This is a genomic window from Kitasatospora sp. NPDC049285 (assembly GCF_040678815.1).
Classification (GTDB): Bacteria; Actinomycetota; Actinomycetes; order Streptomycetales; family Streptomycetaceae; genus Kitasatospora.
In genome coordinates, this window is record NZ_JBFAQR010000002.1 from 21425 (window position 1) to 37990 (window position 16566).

A 16566-nucleotide genomic window follows, 5' to 3' on the forward strand; every position below is an offset into this window, starting at 1 on the left:
GGGGGTGCTGTCAGTTGGCAGAGGCGGTGATGAGCGCGGCGAGGAACCCGGCGACCGCCTCCGAAGGGGTGTAGAGGCCGGACTCCTGCACCCAGGGATCCCCCTTACGGGGCGAGACCCGGATCTGCCAGACGATGCTGCGCGTCCATGCCGCCCGGTCCTCGGGGAGCCAGCCGACGTAGACGCGACCGTCCGGGCTGGTGCAGTGCACGTTGGCCTCGGGGGTGTCGACAATGGCCCAGCCGAGTCCGTCGAGCAGAGCGAGGACGGGGCCCGCGCAGTGGTCGCTGGCGAGCCAGTCGCGGTCCTCCACGGTGGGCTGGACAGCGGCGGGGAGGAGGGTGGTGGAGGTGTTCACGGGAGGATGATCCCTTCGTTGACCTGCGGTTTCCCGACATCCGTACGTTGGCATGTGACATGCCGAAGTACGTAGTCGTTTCCCGGCAGTGGGCGTCTGCCGTGGGCGAACTGCCGGAGGTACGGCGCTGCAGACGCGGACGGGAATGAAAACGGCCGTCACTGGTGTCGTAACTAGGTTGCGGTGAAAGGCCGGAGCAGGACGAAGGGGGACGCAGTGACCGAGCCGGGAAGCAGCCACCAGGACGGGGCGGCGCTCGAGCGCAAGATCCGGTCGACCGGTCGGCCCTGGACGGTGGGTGACATCGCGATGGTCGCCGACGGGCAGTGGGCGGTGCGCACGCGCGGGGAGCGGGCGGCGCAGGACCCGATTGTGTGGGAGCGTGCCGCAGACGGCGGTCTGATCGAGCTGACGCTGGATGAGCTGGCCCGCGCGGTCGGCTCCTCGTGGCGAGGTGCCGATCGCGGACAGCACGAGGACTGAGCTGCTATCGCCTGGGACCGGCCACGGCCGCAGCGGGGCCGCCAGCAGCCGACGGCGCCAGCTCGCCGGGTGGTTGGCCAAGGGGGCGCGGGGCGTGCGCTGACCGGGCGACAGCGGCTTGCGCAAGGCGGACCGCCGGCGTCTGTCCTGCGGCCATGGCGGCTTCGCGGGCATCGATCACGTGGCTGATGGCCTGCAGAGCGGCGCGGCTCTCGGAGTGTGCGACCCGCAGAGCGGACGCGGAGTCGGTGATCCGCTCCAGATCGTAGAAGCCCGGGGTGTGTCCTGGCCGGGTGAGCGCGTGCAGACGGTCCTGGTGGACCGCGATGGCGTTGCTCCACACGACCAGGGAAGAGCGGATGTGCATCGCCGAGCGCAGGAGCGGGTCGTCCACCGGACGGCGGGGTGCGAGGGATTCCAGTTCCTCGATGGGGCGTCCCCAGGCAGCGGCGATCAGCGCGTCGGCCTGGTCCAGGGGCGGGGTACCGGTGTCGGGCACGGTGCGTCCTAGAAATGTAGCGGTCAGCGTCGGGGTGCGGTCGAGGGCCGAGGAGCGGCAGTGAGGGCGGCGGACGCGGAGGCGGTCACGGTGTGGGGGCGGACTGTGGAACGCGCGTGGAAGGCGGCGATGCGCGGGTTCGGTGGCGAGGTGGCCCCTGCATAGCGGTCTGCGGCTTCGAGCACGAGGTTCGCCTGGCGCTGCCGTGAGAGAGCGTCGATGGCGGCGAGGTAGGCCGGCATCCATGGGGAGAACAGGCCGGCAGGCCGGAGCCCGGCCGCTTCTGCGACTACACGGGCGGCCTCGGCCTCGATCAGCGGTCCGAAGGAGTCGTCGAGGCCCTCCAGCTCGCACATGAACTCGCCGCCGCCGCAAAGGGCTTCGGAGAACACCAGCTCATCGTCGAGTCGGTGGACGAGGACGTCCAGCAGGGTGAGCGTCGCGGTGCTGAGCCGGGCCATGACGTCTATGTCGGTGTTCCAGGACGAGTCCAGGGTTGGTGGAGCGGCAGCCTGCTGGCTGTGGGCGGGGTTGGGTGCGTTGCTCACGGTTCTCCTCCGAACAGGACGGGATCAGCGGCTGCGGAGCTGGGCCGGGATCTTGGGCAGCGAGTGCTGGCGCTGGGTCGGTGCAGCAGTGTGCCGCGCGGCACCGGGGCGCGTGATGGGGGAGCGGGCGCGGGCGGCATGGGCACGGCGGACATCGAGCGGCGTTGGTGCGGGCGGTGTGACCGGTGTTGCCGTGGCGTGTGGCGGCAGGAGGCGCAGATCGTCGCCGTAGCGGATGACGGGGGCCGGGTCGGTGAGCGCCCAGTTCATCGCCGTCACGAGCGCCGGCGGCGTGTGGGAGGAGGCGGTGGCGTACCACTGGTGGCCAGGCGGCCCGGCCAGGGTGAGCCAGCGCTCCTGGTTGCCGGCCATCTCGGCAGCGTTATCGAGGTGCTTGCGGCGCAGGTGGACCTCGGCCAGGCCGTCGGGAGACTCGAAGATGACGTCGGCCGCGGTGTAGCGGTGGCTCCAGCCTGCCGCTACCAGAGGCGTGCCCACGTTGAGTTCCGCCAAGTCGCGGCCGCGATCGGCGAGATAGGAGTCGGGGCCCTCGGCGTGTGCCCGCGCGAGCGCTGTGGTGAACCCGGCGACGATCTCAGTGGGAGCGCTGTCCTGGTAGGTGACCAGCCACCGAGGTGCTGCGAAGGCATTGGAGTACGCCGTGATCTGCCACAGGGCGTCGTCCTCGCCTTCTGGCAGGTAGCCCAGGCGGAGCTTCTGGTCTGGTGAGTTGACATAGACGTTGCCCAGATCGTCGTGGTTAAGGTGCCAGCCCGCGTTGAGTAGGGGACGAAGGGCGGGATCGCCGGTGAACGTCGATCCGGCCAGGTAGCGCGGGCTGACGTGGTACTCGCGCCACCGCTCGTCGTTCGGGTTGTACGGCACAGCTCCTCCGATCGGGGTACGGGTCAGCGATGTTGGGTTGCGGTCGCGACGGAGCCGGCCGTCGTCGGCGGGGCGGCCAGTGCCAAGCCCCGGCAGGCGGGGCCCGGTGGTGCGGGCGAGGGCAGCCGACTGGCGCGGTGCGGATGTCTGGGGCGCGCGCCGCATCTGGACGTAGGAGAGGTTGCGTTTGGGAACGGTCGAGAGCGCCCGGGTGACAGGGGTGGTGCTGCTGAACGCCACCACGGCCTCGCGCACCAGGTACAGCGGGGTGCAGCCGGTGAAGTCGGCGTGCCAGCGCTCGCCGTTCTCGCGCTCCACGCAGGCGTGAATCGTCCATTGCGGTGGGCCCTGCTCCAGGAGTTCGGCCTCCTCGTCGAGGTGTAACTTGCGCATCCGAAAGGCGGCGTGGCCTTCGGGGGCGCGCTGGTACAGGTACTGCTGGGCCTCGTTGTCGGTGATCCAGCCGCGGTCGGCGAGAGCGCCGGTAGGGCTCGGAGGTTGGAACTTGGGTCCGCCATTGAGGTAGTCGCGGTGGTTGCTGCGCAGGCCGTCGACGAGGGTGGTGGTGAAAGCGGAGGTGATCTCGGCCGGGGTGTTTCGGGAGAAGGAGGCAGCCCAGATCGGCGGGCCGAGGGGCTCGCGGTGGGCGAGGACTTTCCGGCCGCCGTACCGGCTGCCCGGCACGTGCGCGATGTGCACGGTCTGGCATGGACTGACGTAGTGGGTACCGGTGTTGGTGACGGCCTTGCCCCAGCCCGGGGCGGAGTCGAGGGGGCCGGTGATCAGCTCGGGGTTGCCGTGGCCGGCGAGGTAGACGGGGCTGACCAGCATCTGCGGGTCGGACGGTGCGAGGTTCATGGTGAAGGTGCTCCTGGAGACAGGTGGGCCGCGCGCCAGCGGGCGATGGCGGAGGCGAGAGGGCGGGCGCGCGGCGGGTGCGGGTCTGCCGGTGTTCATCGCGTTCGGCCTGGGGCTGACCGTGCGGTGATAGCCGCCGGCACCCTCGGCTGCGGAGCCGGGGCGTGGCTGAACAGACCGCTCGATGACGCGGCGGTGCGGCGCAGGGCTGTGGCCGTGCGGGCGGTTCCTACAGTGATCTTGGGGACGGAGCGGGCGCGGGGTGCCACCAGGGCGGCTGCTGGGGGTGCCACAGTCAGCGACTGGCCCCAGTGCTCGACGGTTTCGAGGATCGGAAGCGTGGCCAGCCCGGCGTCGGTGAGCGTGTACGGGTCGCCGTGGCGCGGTCCGATGCGGGTGACCAACTCGTCGCGCTGAAGCCGGTTCAGGCGGAACTGGATCGACGGGGAATCTAGGCCCGATGCCTCCGCTGCGTGAGTGAGCCGGAGGGGGCCGTGGGCTTCGAGGGCCCGGATGACGGCCGTGGTGTTGCGGGGAGCGAGGCGCCGAAGCGCGTCTTCGACGCGCTCGGCTCCGGCGAGCTGCCCGAGGCGGGGAAGGTGGGTCTGGGACCAGTCGGCGAGGGAACGCTGAATCGGGGCGAGGGCTCGACCGGCTTCGCTCAGCTTGTAGGGTGCTCGCGTCGCGTTCGCGCGGGTGAGGAGTCCGCGGGATTCCATCTCGGCCAGGCGCTTGGACAGGAGCGTGTTGTGGACGAAGGGCAGGCCGGCAGAGATCTCGCTGACTCGCATCGGACCGTGGTGAGCGAGGGTCTGCACCACCCAGGTGGTCCACTTCGGTGCGATGACCCGAAGCACCTCCTCAACGCGCACCTCATCGAGAGTGGTGGCCTGGGAGTTGGGTGCGTTGGAGGTGAACATGGCTGAACTCCATTGAGTGGGTGGTCGGTTCTGACAGTCAGAGGCAGTGACGTACGACGCCGTCCGGTGCGGTGCGCTCCTCGCGCAGTCGCCGCAGGACCACACCGAGCCGCTTGTTGCTGACCTGGATTCCCAGAGTGCGCAGGCCCTCGCGCAGGCTGTCGCGGGTGAGATGCCGCAGGCCGGCGGCGATCTCGCGTGCGGCGGGCATCAGGTGCTCGATGTCGAGCACCGCGTGACTCGGCGGCGTTGCTGTGGAACTGCGGGCGGAGGGCTGGTCAAGTAGAAGCCGGATGTCGAGGAGGTCCCAGATGGCCTCGGCCTCTGCCTGCTTCTGCCGGTCGAGGTCCAGGGCCTCGGTGGCGTAGAGCAGCAGGAGTTCGCCGTCGCCCGCCGGGCACTGTCCCACGAGGTCGAGGCGACGCCGGGCGTCGCGTTCCTGCTCCTCTGTGACGGCAAGTGCGGTCAGGCGCCGCAGGACGATCGGAAGGACAGGGTCGCTCGGCGCGCGTCGAGTGGCACTCAGCTGGAGTTCAGCCACGGTGCGGCCGTACCGGTGCTCGACCAGCCTGCGGGTATAGATCTCGGTGGACACGGTGATTCCTCTCCTGGGGGATTCAGTGGGAGCGGGCGGGCTTGCCCGGAGTGGCGGCTGGGGCAGGAACGGCAGCCGGCGCGGTCATGGCGGCCGGGGCCGGTGCGTGACGACTGCGGCTGAGCGCGGCGGCTACCAGAGCGGTGGCATCGGCCTTGGCGTGTAGCGCATCGGCGCCGCGAGGCGTGAGGAAAAGCAACTGCCCCTCGTACACGGTGGTACTGGTGTCGATGCTGATGAGGCCCTCGGCCTGCATCCAATCGACGGTCGCTGGCCAGATGAACACGTAGTCGCCGGTGCCGTCGGAGAAGTACCGGTCTGCTGGGTGCAGCGCGCTCTGATGCAGACGCAGGCTGCCCTGCCCGGTGGCCAGGAGGACCTTCAACTGCTGGTCCTCTGGGGGCGTCCAGGCGGTGCTCGATTGCCGCGCGCCGTCCTGCTGATGGACCAGTGTCTGCTCGGGTGTGGTGGCCGTCGGCGTGTTGACGGGTCCGGGCCGGCAGCGCTCGTAGGAGTGGACGGCGCGGGTCAGGTGCTCGAACGCCTGTCCGCGCCTGGCGGCGAGGACTTCGATCTCGCCGCCGGTGGACCGCAGCACGCCGCTCGAGTCCCGCAGGTCGCCGCCGGGGGCGCGGGTGAGCCGTTCGAGGGTCTTGATCGCCGTCTCGGCCCGCTCCAGCAGGGCGGAGTGCAGCCGGTCGGTGTCCCGGCTTGAGTCGGCGACCAGCGTGGCCAACATGCTGAGGGGACTGCGAGAGGGGTGAAGGGTGACCAGGGATTCGGGGTCTTCGATTGCGAGGACCTCGAAGACCAGGTGGGCGTCGGGCCGTTTGGTGGCGTCGTGCGGGTTCACTCTCCCGCCTCCATCCGGGCCAGGAGGGTGCGCACCAGGGTGGGCAGGCTGTCGGAGCCCGCGGTAGTCCGCAGGTGGTCGCTCGCCTCGCCTCGGACGTAGCGTGCGTCATCCAGCAGGCCGTCGCAGATCTCGGTGCAGGCATCCGCGATGCGCGAGTCGGCGAGCAGGGCCAGCGACAGCAGCTCGACGTACTGCCCGGCGCTGAGCCCTGCTTCCTGCGCGGCTGTGCGGATGGCGGCCAACTCCGTTGTGCTGAAGGGGAAGCCGAGTTCCTCGGTGCCGACGCTGAGCGGGTCGGCGGGCTGGGCGTCGGAGATGCCGGCCTTGGTGCAGATCTGGTCTACGGCGGTGGTCAGTTCGGCGAGGGACTCGGTCAGCCAGCCGAGCGCCGCGGCGACGGACGCGACGGTGAACAGGCCGGCGGGGGTGGCCGGTAGCGGTCGCGAGACCAGGGTCTCGAAGCGCTCGTTCAGCTCGGTGATCACGCCCGGCCCAGCGGATAGCGCGCCGAGGACCGGATGCAGGTAGGAGCGGGAGGTGGGGGTGGGGTACTCGGCGTCGAGGATCGCCGAGACGCTCTTCGCGGTTTCGGTGAGCAGGGTGGCGAGTTCGGCGCGCGAGGCGGGGGAGTGCTCGGAGATCATGACAGGGCCCTTCGGGTGGTCGGCACGGTCGTCGGAGCGGGCGGTGGGGCGGCCGGGGCCGGGGACGTGCTGTCCTGGCTGAGCGGCGAGCGGGCCAGGGCCGCCCGGGTGCGCAGGTCGGCGGCGGTACGCGGCGCGCGGTTCGTCCGCTGCTGGGCGGTGCGGTAGACGGCGTAGTCCGCGCGAGGCCCGGCGGCGACGAGGAACACCTCGCGCTTGTGCTTGGAGTTGGCGGGCGCGTCGCGGAACTGCACCACCAGCCGGTGTGTGGCCCAGGTGCCGCCGACGCCGAGAACGACCTTGTGGAAACCTTCGAGGCGGCCGTCCAGGCGCGTGGCGACGCGCTCACCGTGGACGAGGTCCTGCAAGTGCAGCAGGGCCTGGTCGCGGATTCCGTCGGGCAGTGCGCGAAGGTCGGCGATGGCGTCGGGGTGGGCGGCGAAAGCCATTCGAGCGGTGGTCACAGCGTCCTCCCTCGGGTCGGCAGCTGGCTGGCGGGCGAGGGCTTGGCGGCGCTGTCCTGCGCCCCGGCCTTCGGGCTCAGCGGGGTGCCGGTGGAGCGGGACCGGGCCGCGCGGGTACGTCGTTCTGCTGTGGCTCGGTGCTCGGGCGGCTCGGGCAGGGGGCCTGGGCGCTCGGAGAGCCAGGCGACGGCCGCCCACTCGTCGGCGAACGCGCCTTCGCGCACGGTGTAGGTGCCGGCATCGAGGTCGGCCTCTTCGAGGAAGACCCGAATGGGGAGCTCGGCGGCGCGCGAGTCGTGGACCAAGGTCCACGTCTCGCAGGGCTCGGAGTCGCGGGTGTACGTGTCGATGACCCGGTAGCGCTCGCCGGATTCCCGCACCTGCTGCTCGGCGCGGGCGGTCAGGTCGTCGGCGGGCTTCAGGAAGTCGTCGCCGGGGATGATCTTCTCTGGCGGACAGCCCCGCTCGGCCAGCCAGTTCTGGGCGAATGCCAGCCCGGCGTGGCGGGCGGCCTCGAAGGTGAACGTCCGCTCGCCCAGGTCGCGGGTGATCTTGATAGCGGCGAGCTGCGGCTCACCAGGCACACCCCAGATCGCCGAGCGGTCGTGGGTGAGGAAGTAGCTGTGCGACTCGTTGGGGGTGGTGTGGTACTCGGCGATAAGGGCCAAGTCCCCAGCGAAGAAGGCATCCGACGCAACCCAGGAGGCTTCGTCGGCGACCTCCAACATGTCGTCCAGGCGGAAGTCGACGGTGATCACGCGGCCAGCTCCAGCTGCTCGGGCGCTGGGGTGGCCAGCAGCCGGTGGTTGGGTCGGTTCGCCGAGGTGGTGCAGGCGGCGAACGGCCCATCGGGTGCGCGCAGATGGACGAGGGCCTGGTCGAGGTGGTCGCGATGCCACGTACTCGGTCCCGACAACCCGGCCTCGAAATCAGTCAACTGCTGCCACGCCAGCCACAGGGCATGGAGGCGGGCGACGGCTTCGGGGTGCTGCTCCCACTGGGCGCACCAGGGGCGGGTGGTGCTGATCTCGCGGCCGTAGACGGGCAGGAAGAGGTAGTTCACCCAGTCGCGGAGCGCGGCTATCTCTGCGTCGTACTCCGCGCCGCCCAGGGCGAGGATGAACACGGACATCGCCTCCGACTCCTCGCCAGCCGGGTCGGCGGTCGGAAGGTCGGCGTGGCGAGTGGCGAGCAGGGCGTCGCCCTCGGAGCTGAGGCGGTCGAGGAGGACGCCGTGTTGGCGAACCTCGGCCATGGTCTTGGCGAGGGTGCTGGCGAGGTCGTCGAGGTCGTCGTCGGGCACGCGGAAGGACTTTTCGGGGGTGCCCTCGCTGGAGTTGGACATGGCGGGTTGCTCCTGTGTCTGTGGGAGGACGGCATGGGGATGAGGATCCGGGGAATCGGCGATTTGGCGCGGCCGGGAATCCGCGCTAGTAGCGCCCTGCGGCACGGCCGTTGGGCCCTGCGGACATCCGCTCTCACCGCGAGAGGGTGAGGTCGGCGGGCAGGCGAAGGCCGAGGGCGACGGCCTCGTCAAGGGTGTCGGCGAGCGGGTGGCCGGAGGCGGCGAGCTTGGCGGGGTGGTGCAGTCCTCCGGTGTGGAGCACCGCGTGGGCGCCATTGGAGTGGGCGGCGTCCGCGTCGTCGATCGCGTCGCCGATCAGCAGCACGCGCTCCGGCTGACCGGTCAGGCCCAAGGAGCCGAGGTGGTCGGCCAGCGCGCCGGCCTTCGTACCGCCGGATGGGCCAGTGCGACCGTCGATCCGGGCGAAGTAGTGCCCGATGCCGACCTGTTCGACCTCGCGCAGCAGGGTCTCGTGCGGGCACAGCGACAGGAGCGACTGGGTGTGTCCGGCCTCGCTCAGCGCGGCCAGCAGCTGCTCAGCTCCGGCGCGCAGCCTCACGGGCTGAGCTTTCAGGTGGGTGAGGAACGCCGCGTCGCTGGAGGCCCATTCGGTGTCGGTGATCGTGCGGCCGAGGAGGCGTGCGTAGAAGTTCGGGATCGGCACGGTGTGCTTGGCGCGGTAGGTGTCCCGGTCGACAGGCTCGCCGCCGAGCGCGGGCAATGTCGCGTTCAGCGCGGAGACGTGGTCATCGAGGTCGGCCTTGATCGTTCCGTTCCAGTCCCAGACAACGTGCATACGGGAAGAGGGCGTTGCGGTGGCGATGGCGTTCACGGTGGTGCTGCATTCGGGTTGGCGGGGGCGAGTCAGAAGGTGAGCTGGTGGCGGGAGCGGTGCAGCAGTCCAAGGGCTGTGGTGGCTGCGGCGAGCGGGACCGCCGCGCAGGCGAGGGGGCCGGCGGTGGCGGCGAGGGAGGCCAGGACGGTTCCGGCGGCCTGGCCGGTGCCGACGACGGCGATGAGCCAGGCGAACGCCTCGGTCGTCTCGCCGCGCGGCGCGAGAGCGTTCACTGTCACGAAGGACGCGGTCAGCAGCGGAGCGAGGAACAGGCCCGGCAGAACCGCGCAGACCACGGCGACGGCCGGAGCGGGGTCAGGCAGCAGGGGCAGCCACCCGATGGCGAAACCAGCGGTGGCGGTCACGAGGTGCGCGAGGGCGGAGGCGGGCCAGGTGCGGCGGCCGTAGACGAGGCCGCCGACGGTGCTGCCGACGGACAGAGCGGCGGGCACGAGGCCGGCCAGCCAGCCCGCGTGGTGGCGCTCGGCCGCGCTCAGCGCCAGCACGTTGACCGCTCCCAGCGCGACACCGATGCCGGTGAGAGTGGCGAAGAGAACGCGAAGTCCGGGCACCCGCAGCGGGCCGAGCCAGTGCTGCTGGCGGTCGGTCGGCGACCAGTTGCGGGACGGTTCGGCCGAGACGACCAGCCCGGCCCCGAGCAGGCCGAGCGCTGCGGTCGCCGCGATGGCGGCATGCGGACCGGCTCCGGCCGAGAAGGCGGTGGCCAGCACCGGGCCGGCGACGAACACCAGGCCCTGCGTGGCAGAGTCCAGGGAGAGCGCGGCGCGCTGCTGGTCGGGATCGGGCACCAGCACCGGCCACAGCGCCCGAAGGCCGGCCTCCAGCGACGGTGTGCTCAGTCCGGCGACGATCACCGCGAGCGCGGCCAGCACCGGGTGGCGGTGCGGGCTGACGCACGGCAACAGGAGGAATGCGGCCGTAGCGGCGCCGGTGGACCCGACGAGGATCCGGGTCTGGCCTTGTCGGTCCACCATCCGGCCCAGCAGTGGCTGGCCCGCAGCGGCGGCCAGGCCGAACAGGGCGGACAGAAGGCCGGCCAGGGCGAGCGAGCCGTTCTCTGCCCGGACGAGCAGCAGGATCGCGATCGGCGCCATGCCGGTGGGCAGGCGGCCGATTAGCGTGCCGCCCAGCAGGCGGGCGACGTGCCGCCTGCCCAGGACAGCGCGGTAGCCGCTGCCCTGGGCGGGGCCGGTGACGGTGGTGGACGTGCTCAAGGAGGACCTCTCGGTGCGGGTAGAGCCGGTGGCGCGCGGGCAGGTGCCCGCTGGTCCGGGACGTGCGCTGGCATGACAGCCCCCTTGGTCAGTGCGGCTGCCGGAGAGAAGAGTCCGGAGAATCCGCGATTTGGTACGGCCGGAATATCCCGGTAGAAGCCCCTTGCGAACCCGCGCAGCGCGGGCACCGGGGGAACGGAGGAGCGAGCAACTCCAGTGCTCGCTCGGCCTGCTGGGGCACGACGCCGTTGCCGAGGGCGGTGAGCTGGGCCGGGTGCCCGAGCCCCGGAGTGGCGGTCACCCAGCCCGGCGCGAGCCCTTGCATCCACTCGACGAACTCCGCGCGGAGCCGCCCGCCCGCGTCAGTAGGCGGCGGCGCTGGGCGGGTGAGCGTCTCCCATCGGGCGACGGCGGAGGCATACGGTCCCCACCGTCCGTCGGTTCCTCGGCCGCTGGGCCCGGCTCCGACCACAGCGGCAGGACCACCGCCGACAGCGGCGGGCGCCAGCCCTTGCCCGGCCGCCGCCCAGGTGTGCCCGTGTCGCTGGCCCGCGGGGTCGGCAGCAGCCACTTCACCTCGTCGACCAGGGACGGGCCATGGCCGTCGCTCTTCCTCTTCGCCGGGTGCTGGCTGCCGCTGTTCTTGCCGATGTTGCTGGTTGGGGTCTTGAGCAGGGTGTTCGGCGGGCCAGGCGGCGAGGAATGCCCGCTCCCTTCGGTGTGGCGCTCCGACGTCGGAAGCGCGAAGCACGAGCCACCGAGCGTCGTACCGGAGGTCGGCCAGGCTGCCCAGAACGGCACCAAGTGCTCGCAGAGGAGGTTGGGTTGGCTGGTCTCCCAGACACCACGGGCAGGGTTCCACGTCGCCAGGGGAACCGGCGGGGGAGGTGAGGAGACCTCGGACATTCTCGACCACCAGGAGGCAGGGGCAGAGGGCCTCGACCGCACGCGCGACGTGCAGCCACAGCCCGGAACGGGTGTGCTCGTTGAGTCCGGCGCGGCGGCCTGCAACCGAGACGTCCTTGACAGGGGAAGCCCGCCGTCAAGACGCAAACCCTCGGCACATCGGCCCAGTTGATGGCGGTGATGTCGCCCAGGTTCGGGACTCCGGGCCAGTGCCGGGTCAGGATGCGCGAGGCGTCGGGGTTCACCTCCGAGTGCCAGGCCACGCGGCCACCGAGGGCAGCCTGAACGCCCAGGTCGAGACCGCCGTACCCCGACCACAAACTGCCGATCAGCGGAAAGGGCGAGGTGCTGGTCCCCATGTCACCGCTCCTGCGCGACGGGAATCGCCCATTCACGAAGGCGCGAGAACGTGCCCAGGGCGGCGTCAAGCTCGTCAAGAGCAGTGGACTCCTCGCACGTGAGGTGCCTGGCCAGCTCTCGTAGGCCCCCCGCTGCGCTGATCAGCAGGTTCTGCGCTTCGAGGAGGTTGAGGTAGGCGAGCGCGCTCTCGTCGGGCCCGGAGCCCTTCGCAATCGGGGTAGCCGCCTGGGCGGCAGTGAGCAGGACGGCGGAACCGAACACGACCGCCATGCCGATCATGGGAGCGACGTAGGCGTCGGACAGGGCGGCTCGCTGGTACGCGAGGGTCGCCTCGGCGGACAGGTCGACTATCTCCTCGATCTCTCCGGCGCAGCCCAGCGTTCGCTGCTGCAGGGCCGTGAGTCCGGCGAGGGTGTCAGACAGGGCCGTCAGCTTGGGCAGGCCGGTGCGCGGGCTGAGACGGAGAGCCTGCGGGCGAAGTCGGTGAGTTGGTCGGCCAGCTCCTGCAGCTGCTCTCGCTGCCCGGCGATGAAGGTTTCCATGGGGACTCCAAGTTCGGTAGGTGGGGGTGGGGGCAGGCGGCGCCGGTGCTGTGCGCCGGCGGTCAGGAGTGGGTGCGGGTGGGGGCGCGGCCAGCGGGACGGGCGTGGGCGGTTTGCGTTGCGGGGTCGGGTCGGGTCCGGCGCCGCGGTTGGCTTCGGGCCAGGGCAGCGTCGATCCGCGCCGGGGGCGGAGGATCTGCCGAAGCAGGGATGGTCGTGGCGGCGGGCTCGGCAGTGGCGCTCTGCCAGCGGGCCCTGACCTCGTCGAGGGAGCCGAGGGCGTGCAGGGCGTGGCTGATGAGCCGACCGGGTGCCAAGGCCTCGTCCTCGGCCAGGGCCCTGATCGCGTCAGCGGAGGTGGCGGCTGTCCGTGTCAGTGAGAAGCGCATGATCTGCTCGCCGAGGAACTCGGCCGAGCCGACGCCGTACCCTTCGCAGATGCCGCCTATCTGCTCGTCGGTGAGGACGCCGTCCGTGAGCAGGCCGCGCCGTTGGGCCTCCCACAGCAGGGTGAGCTCGTCGATCGGCTCGCCGCGGTGGTGCAGCGCGCCCAGGCACCGGTAGAGCTGGCCGTCGCCGGGCTCGGCGAAGTCGCCGGGCCGCAGCCAGCGAACCACCTCGTCCATCGCGGCTGGCTGGTTTACCAGCACGGAAAGCAGGATCTGCTCGTCCTGAAGCGCCTCTTCCGTGGCGGCCGGTGGAGGTTCGGCCATTGCCGTCCGCGACTGGGCGGGCGCGACAGGGCGCGGCTCGGTTCCCCAGCGGAGGGCAAGATCGGCCAAGACGTCGGCCAGGACCTCGGCCTGGTGCAGCGCGCTGTCGACCTCGCCCTGAAGTGAGTCCGCGCGGGCTGCCTGGTGCAGGCGGACGGCGTGCTGGGTCACGGTGCGGTGGATCGCGCCCTCCAGAACCATCCGCCCGTACACCGGGGCGTGTCCGGGTCGCGGGCAGCCCGCGATCAGCGTGTGGGCGTAACTCGCACTGAGCCCACGGACGTTGAGGCTGGCCTCGGCGATGGTGTCGGTGACCCACTCCAGCGGCACCTCCCCCTTGTCCGTAGGCGTGGGGCGACCCTCGGCGTGGAGCTTGCACATCGCGGCGAACAGCGCTCGGTGCACTGGACGGCAAAAGTGGTCCGGGGCGAGCCAGGAGAGCGCGGTGAGCTGGCCCGGGTCCAGGAGGACGGCGCCGAGAACTGCCTGCTCGGCCCGCAGGAGGGGCTTCACCGCCCGCCCCGGTGGCCGGATTCGCGGCTCTGGGCGCGCAGTTCGGCAACGGCCTGGTCGGCGGCGGCCATCGCGGCGGCGAACCGGTCCAGCTCGCCGGTGAAGGTCGGGTCCGTGGAAAGGATGGAACCGCTGCCGACGACCAGCCACCACTGGCCGCCACGACGGACGACGGGCGAGGCGGCGAGGCGCTCGGAACGGGGAGCTGACGAGGACGGGGTGTTCGGGGACACAGAAGGCTCCTGAAGGAAGAGGAACGGGAGGGGGGGTTCACGCCGTGAGATCGAAACAGGCGGTCACCGGGGCGCCGGACCGGCACGACCAGGGCGAGCAGCCGTCCGCGTCACCGTTCTCCAGCTCGGCGTCCGCGATGGCATCGAAGATGTCGCCTTGACGGCCGGACCACTCATGGGCCGTGACCCGGTCGATCGGCGCCTGGTCGAGCGGGCGGCGCGAGCGGTGCAGGTACGCCTGGCCGAGCAGCGGAGTGCCCTCGGCGGTCGCCCTGGCGTTGCCCGACCTGATCGCGGAGTTGAACTCGACGACGTCGCGCCACTCCTCGGGCGAGCCGTCGCGCAGCTGCTGCCACTGGGAGTTGCCGTGGTACGGGCACCCGAGACATGCACTCTTCGGGGTCTCGCCGAAGCCCCGCGAGCGCAGGAGCCGCAGGCAGTCGGCGCGGGAGAAGCCCAGCTCAAGAAGGGGGAACCGGTTCTTCATGTAGGCGACGTCCGCGTCCTTGGCCCGGTGGACCTCATCCACCGAGATGCCGATCCACTGCTCGGCGAACATCCCGGCCGGAATCCGCTGCGGGTACGGGTAGCCGAGCAACTGGCGGACCCGCTCCTTAATCGGGCGGATTTTGTACTGACCCGTGCACTGCCTACGTGACATCCCTTCGGTCCCTTGGGGGTTGAGGATGTGCAGCGGCATCGACGCGAACCGCTTGGACGGGTCGAGGGCGTCGTCGCGGATGTTGCCGGAGGACACCCGCAGGACCGGGATGCCGGCGGGCTCGGCGATCTCCCGCTCGATCCGGTCCAGGTGGGCATAGACGGAGCGAGGCTCCCAGCCCGTGTCTGCGAAGATCGCCACATCCAGGCCGGGGAGATGGCCTTCGGCGGCCAGCAGCAGAAGACAGGTCGACTGAACCCCCGCGCCGAGCGACAGCGAGCGAAGCTGCGGGGCGCTCATGCCGACAGCCCGAAGTCGTCGCGGCTGACGGTCTTGGCGATGGCTCGCTCGGTGATCGCCTTCGTTGCGCGAGCGGAAGCCGGGCCGATCTCCTTCGCAGAGGGCTCCTTGTACCAGGGCCGAAGCTCGAGCATCGCCGCTCGGATGCCGGTGGCGAACAGGAGCGCCTTGCCCTTGGGTAGCGCGCGGATGGCGTCCGGGGGCAGGATCCGCTCGGTGCGCATCGACACGGAGGTGGACTTGCCGCCATCGCTGGTGGAGACGGAGGTGGTCTGCACGTCGTGGTCGCCGATCAGGCGGGACAGACGGTCCGCGAAGTCGCTGTCGTCGATACCACTGCCGATGATCTTGACGGTCGCGGCGCTCCACAGCGAGTCCATGCCGGCCTCGCCCCAGCACTTCTGGCCCTGCCGGTAGGACTGCAGGATCGTCATCGGGATGACACCCCGACTTCCCAAGTGCGAGTACAGGTCAGGGAGATCGCTGATCCGGCAGACGTTGGCGGCCTCGTCGAGGACGCACAGCGCGGGCGGGTCGAGCCGCCCGCCGGAGCACTCGGCCACGATCACCGCCGCACGCATCACCGCGTCGGCCGCAGCCGCGATGATCGCCCCGGCGTTTCCTCCGCCGTCCTTGCTGAGCAGGTACAGGGTGTCGCGGGAGGTCGCGAAGTCGGCGGGCTTGAACTCGGGCAGGCCCTGGGTGGGCGTGACCCAGGCGGCGATCTCCGGATCCAGCAAGCAACTCGCGTACTGCCGCGCGGTCTCGTAGATGCCGTCACGGGTTTCCGTCGCGCCGGACACGGTGCCCTGGAGCTGGGCGGCGACCGCGTGGTGGCCGGCATCGGTCAGCAGGTCCACCGGGGTCCGGTCCGCCGGGGAGGCCAGCCAGGCGAGCACGTCGGTGATCGGGCGCCGAGACGAGGCGGCGGCCAGGAAAAGCGCGCCGAGGGTGTTGCTCGCGGCAGTGCTCCAGAAGTCACCGCCGTTGGACTCGTCCACGCTCGCGGCGACGAAGTGCCCGGCCAGCCGCTTGGCACCGGCGAGATCGCGGGCATCGGCCAGAATGTCCCACCACATCTCGCGCGGGCGGTGGGCGATCTGCTGCGGATCGAGCGTCCAGATCGTGCCGACCTTCGCACGAGCGTCGACCGTCGCGGTGAAGGCGTCGTTGGCCGCCTTGTTACTCGTCAGCAGCACGGGCCCGGGGGCAGAGAGAATCGCGGGAATCGCGAGCCCCGACGTCTTGCCGCTTCGCGGGGCCATGATCGCGACGAACACGTCCTCCCAGGAGCCGCGGACTTCCGCGCGACCGGGCGAGAGGGTGCCGACGAGGATGCCCCGCTCGGCCGGCGCGATCTCCTTCGGCTTCAGGTCGGACAGGCTCGGCCGCAGACTCTTCGCCTTGGCGGTGATCTCCTTGTCCAGCAGCGGAGCGAGGTCGGCCTTGCGGGCAAGCCCGTTCTTCGCACCGCCGCGAATCCGCATCCAGACGATCAGGCTGGCCGTCAGCAGGGCCACGGTGAGCACGCCGGGCACGATCCGCGCACCGATCGGCACAGCGGTGGGACTCAGGTGTGGCCACAGCGCCTGCGGGTGCAGCAGCGCGTCGGTCGGCTTGAACGCCGACCACGGGCCGCTTCCGACGAGGGCGTTGGTGAGGTTGCCCGTCAGGTAGGCGAGCGATCCGAAGGCGAGGGCGGCGCCGACGAGGCCGAAGAGGAGGTAGAGGAGCGCGTCGGTCCCGGTTGTGGTCGAGGGCGCGCTGGAACGAGGGGCAGGCATGGAAGGTCCAGGGAGGTGAGAGGACGGGA

General features: G+C 71.0%; 20 protein-coding genes and 1 pseudogene. 1 reads left to right on the top strand and 20 read right to left on the bottom strand.

What is annotated here, in order from left to right; all coding sequences use genetic code 11:
* Positions 1 to 10 precede the first annotated feature (10 nt).
* A complete protein-coding gene (locus tag AB0K51_RS01870) occupies positions 11 to 358 on the bottom strand; it encodes a DUF317 domain-containing protein (protein WP_363449406.1) in 348 nt (115 codons plus the stop codon).
* Positions 359 to 574: 216 nt separating this feature from the next.
* Between AB0K51_RS01870 and AB0K51_RS01875 the strand changes: the two genes are divergently transcribed.
* Positions 575 to 841, top strand: coding sequence for a hypothetical protein (locus AB0K51_RS01875; RefSeq protein ID WP_363449408.1), 267 nt, complete (start codon positions 575 to 577; stop codon positions 839 to 841).
* Positions 842 to 845: 4 nt separating this feature from the next.
* Here AB0K51_RS01875 and AB0K51_RS01880 read toward each other — a convergent pair whose 3' ends face one another.
* The 19 genes and pseudogenes from AB0K51_RS01880 to AB0K51_RS01970 all read right to left on the bottom strand — a co-directional run bounded on the left by AB0K51_RS01880 (position 846) and on the right by AB0K51_RS01970 (position 16537).
* Positions 846 to 1340, bottom strand: a complete 495-nt coding sequence (locus AB0K51_RS01880; RefSeq protein ID WP_363449410.1) for a hypothetical protein — start codon at positions 1338 to 1340, stop codon at positions 846 to 848.
* Between the two features lie 23 nt (positions 1341 to 1363).
* Positions 1364 to 1888, bottom strand: coding sequence for a hypothetical protein (locus AB0K51_RS01885; protein WP_363449412.1), 525 nt, complete (start codon positions 1886 to 1888; stop codon positions 1364 to 1366).
* A gap of 24 nt (positions 1889 to 1912) precedes the next feature.
* The gene (locus AB0K51_RS01890; protein WP_363449414.1) at positions 1913 to 3631 is read right to left on the bottom strand and encodes a DUF317 domain-containing protein; all 1719 of its coding nucleotides are present in this window, start codon (positions 3629 to 3631) and stop codon (positions 1913 to 1915) included.
* A gap of 95 nt (positions 3632 to 3726) precedes the next feature.
* Entirely contained in the window at positions 3727 to 4551 is an 825-nt protein-coding gene (locus AB0K51_RS01895) for a winged helix-turn-helix transcriptional regulator (RefSeq protein WP_363449416.1), read from the bottom strand.
* A 37-nt stretch (positions 4552 to 4588) separates the two neighbouring features.
* Entirely contained in the window at positions 4589 to 5146 is a 558-nt protein-coding gene (locus tag AB0K51_RS01900) for a hypothetical protein (RefSeq protein ID WP_363449418.1), read from the bottom strand.
* 22 nt (positions 5147 to 5168) lie between these two features.
* Positions 5169 to 5999, bottom strand: coding sequence for a hypothetical protein (locus tag AB0K51_RS01905; protein ID WP_363449420.1), 831 nt, complete (start codon positions 5997 to 5999; stop codon positions 5169 to 5171).
* Entirely contained in the window at positions 5996 to 6646 is a 651-nt protein-coding gene (locus AB0K51_RS01910) for a hypothetical protein (RefSeq protein WP_363449422.1), read from the bottom strand. The genes AB0K51_RS01905 and AB0K51_RS01910 overlap by 4 nt, the downstream gene beginning before the upstream one ends.
* A complete protein-coding gene (locus tag AB0K51_RS01915; RefSeq protein ID WP_363449424.1) occupies positions 6643 to 7110 on the bottom strand; it encodes a hypothetical protein in 468 nt (155 codons plus the stop codon). The genes AB0K51_RS01910 and AB0K51_RS01915 overlap by 4 nt, the downstream gene beginning before the upstream one ends.
* Complete coding sequence (locus AB0K51_RS01920) at positions 7107 to 7868, bottom strand: glycosyl hydrolase (protein ID WP_363449426.1); 762 nt, start codon at positions 7866 to 7868, stop codon at positions 7107 to 7109. The genes AB0K51_RS01915 and AB0K51_RS01920 overlap by 4 nt, the downstream gene beginning before the upstream one ends.
* Positions 7865 to 8455 carry a DUF4913 domain-containing protein gene (locus AB0K51_RS01925; RefSeq protein WP_363449428.1) on the bottom strand — a complete coding sequence of 197 codons (591 nt, stop codon included), beginning with the start codon at positions 8453 to 8455 and terminating at the stop codon, positions 7865 to 7867. Before AB0K51_RS01925 ends, AB0K51_RS01920 begins: the two co-directional genes overlap by 4 nt.
* Positions 8456 to 8588: 133 nt before the next feature.
* Positions 8589 to 9251: an HAD hydrolase-like protein gene (locus AB0K51_RS01930; protein ID WP_363449430.1), complete on the bottom strand. Its 663-nt coding sequence runs from the start codon at positions 9249 to 9251 to the stop codon at positions 8589 to 8591.
* 68 nt (positions 9252 to 9319) lie between these two features.
* Positions 9320 to 10525 carry an MFS transporter gene (locus AB0K51_RS01935; protein WP_363449432.1) on the bottom strand — a complete coding sequence of 402 codons (1206 nt, stop codon included), beginning with the start codon at positions 10523 to 10525 and terminating at the stop codon, positions 9320 to 9322.
* A gap of 88 nt (positions 10526 to 10613) precedes the next feature.
* A complete protein-coding gene (locus AB0K51_RS01940) occupies positions 10614 to 11492 on the bottom strand; it encodes a DNA cytosine methyltransferase (RefSeq protein ID WP_363449815.1) in 879 nt (292 codons plus the stop codon).
* A gap of 112 nt (positions 11493 to 11604) precedes the next feature.
* Positions 11605 to 11790 (bottom strand): annotated as a pseudogene (locus AB0K51_RS01945) (hypothetical protein); the annotation flags it as partial.
* Between the two features lies 1 nt (position 11791).
* On the bottom strand, positions 11792 to 12061 hold the full coding sequence (locus AB0K51_RS01950) for a hypothetical protein (protein WP_363449434.1): 270 nt from the start codon (positions 12059 to 12061) through the stop codon (positions 11792 to 11794).
* Positions 12062 to 12395: 334 nt separating this feature from the next.
* The gene (locus AB0K51_RS01955) at positions 12396 to 13559 is read right to left on the bottom strand and encodes a DnaB-like helicase N-terminal domain-containing protein (RefSeq protein ID WP_363449436.1); all 1164 of its coding nucleotides are present in this window, start codon (positions 13557 to 13559) and stop codon (positions 12396 to 12398) included.
* Positions 13556 to 13792: a hypothetical protein gene (locus tag AB0K51_RS01960; protein WP_363449438.1), complete on the bottom strand. Its 237-nt coding sequence runs from the start codon at positions 13790 to 13792 to the stop codon at positions 13556 to 13558. Before AB0K51_RS01960 ends, AB0K51_RS01955 begins: the two co-directional genes overlap by 4 nt.
* 37 nt (positions 13793 to 13829) lie before the next feature.
* Complete coding sequence (locus tag AB0K51_RS01965; RefSeq protein WP_363449441.1) at positions 13830 to 14753, bottom strand: hypothetical protein; 924 nt, start codon at positions 14751 to 14753, stop codon at positions 13830 to 13832.
* A complete protein-coding gene (locus AB0K51_RS01970; protein ID WP_363449817.1) occupies positions 14750 to 16537 on the bottom strand; it encodes a TraM recognition domain-containing protein in 1788 nt (595 codons plus the stop codon). The genes AB0K51_RS01965 and AB0K51_RS01970 overlap by 4 nt, the downstream gene beginning before the upstream one ends.
* Positions 16538 to 16566: the final 29 nt, after the last annotated feature.